The sequence below is a fragment of the Aminobacter sp. P4_H6_2 genome, from assembly GCF_056400805.1.
The window spans coordinates 1-1,672 of record NZ_JBFUKO010000889.1 but is presented as its reverse complement, the minus strand read 5'-3'; the positions used below and the strand labels follow the sequence as shown (position 1 = coordinate 1,672).

At 62.9% G+C, this 1,672-nt stretch carries 2 protein-coding genes; one reads left to right on the top strand and one right to left on the bottom strand.

The genetic code is table 11. The annotated features are described in order from the left end of the window. Window positions 1–143 (bottom strand): TIGR02300 family protein (locus AC1DUU_RS31370; RefSeq protein WP_476787202.1); only part of this gene is annotated, 143 nt, incomplete at its 3' end. 172 nt (window positions 144–315) lie between these two features. Between AC1DUU_RS31370 and aroA the strand changes: the two genes are divergently transcribed. After that, window positions 316–1,656, top strand: a complete 1,341-nt coding sequence (gene aroA / locus AC1DUU_RS31365) for a 3-phosphoshikimate 1-carboxyvinyltransferase (protein WP_476787201.1) — start codon at window positions 316–318, stop codon at window positions 1,654–1,656. Window positions 1,657–1,672 lie beyond the last annotated feature (16 nt).

The following is a 1,672-nucleotide window of genomic DNA, read 5'->3' as shown; positions in this document are numbered from 1 at the left end:
GCTGCAGCCTTGCCGTCGTCGAAATAAGAACGCGCATAAGTCTTGCCCGTATAGGGCGAAACAATCGGGTCCTTGTTCAGGTCATAGAATTTGCGACCCGTCTCCGGGTCGATACGCTTTGTGCCAAGCTCGGATTTTGCCACGTCAGGCCTCGTTTTCTAGATTTTCGTCCCCTTAGCCCCAGTTGGTGGCGCTGTCAAAGCCAAATCCCCGGCAAGGGCAATGGGGGATGACCCTTATCGCAATCGATGCTACGACACCGCCGCAATCTTTGGGAAAGCCCGATTTCTTGGGCATCCCGCACGAGGAACCATCATGTCGCATCAAGCTGTGCCACAGCCGGCCGTCGCCCGGAAGTCGAAATCCCTGTCTGGAACCGCCCGCGTGCCCGGCGACAAGTCGATTTCGCACCGCTCCTTCATGTTTGGCGGCCTTGCCTCAGGCGAAACCCGCATCACCGGCCTGCTTGAAGGCGAAGACGTGATGCGCACCGGCGACGCGATGAAGGCCATGGGCGCGCATATCGAAAAGCGCAACGGCGAATGGATCATCCAGGGCACCGGCAATGGCGCGCTGTTGCAGGCCGAAGCACCGCTCGATTTCGGCAATGCCGGCACCGGTTCGCGCCTGACCATGGGCCTTGTCGGCACCTATGACATGGAAACCACCTTCATCGGCGACGYTTCGCTGTCGGGCAGGCCGATGGGGCGCGTGCTCGATCCGCTGCGCCAGATGGGCGTGCAGGTCATCAACGCCGCTCCCGGCGACCGCATGCCGCTGACGTTGCGCGGCCCCCGCCAGGCGACGCCCATCACCTATCGCGTGCCGATGGCATCCGCCCAGGTCAAGTCGGCGGTCCTACTCGCCGGCCTCAACACGCCGGGCATCACCACCGTCATCGAACCGGTGATGACGCGTGACCACACCGAAAAGATGCTCAAGGGATTTGGCGCCAATATCGAGGTCCAGGCCGACGAGCAGGGCGTTCGCCACATCTTCATCGAAGGCCAGGGCAAGCTCACCGGCCAGATCATCGCCGTTCCCGGCGATCCGTCCTCGGCCGGCTTCCCGCTGGTGGCAGCGCTGATCGTGCCGGGCTCCGACATATCAATCGAAAACGTTTTGATGAACCCGACCCGCACCGGCCTGATCACTACGCTGATCGAAATGGGCGGTTCGATCGAGATCCTCAATCGCCGCAATGCCGGCGGCGAGGACGTCGCGGACCTGCGCGTGCGCGGCTCCGAGCTCAAGGGCGTCAAGGTTCCGGCCGAACGCGCGCCGTCGATGATCGACGAGTATCCGGTGCTCGCAGTCGCGGCTTGCTTTGCCGAAGGCGAGACGCTGATGCAGGGTCTGGAAGAGCTGCGCGTCAAGGAATCCGATCGCCTCGCAGCCGTTGCGCGCGGGCTAGAAGCCAACGGCGTCGACTGCACCGAAGGCAAAACCACGCTGTCGGTGCGCGGCGTGCCTGGCGGCAAGGGCCTCGGCGGCGGCACGGTGAAAACCCATCTCGACCACCGCATCGCCATGAGTTTCCTTGTCATGGGGCTGGCTTCGGAAAAACCTGTTACCGTCGATGACCAGGCGATGATCGCGACGAGCTTTCCGGAATTCATGGGCCTGATGGCCAATCTGGGTGCTGAGATCGAATAGGGCGGTCGCCCAGGGC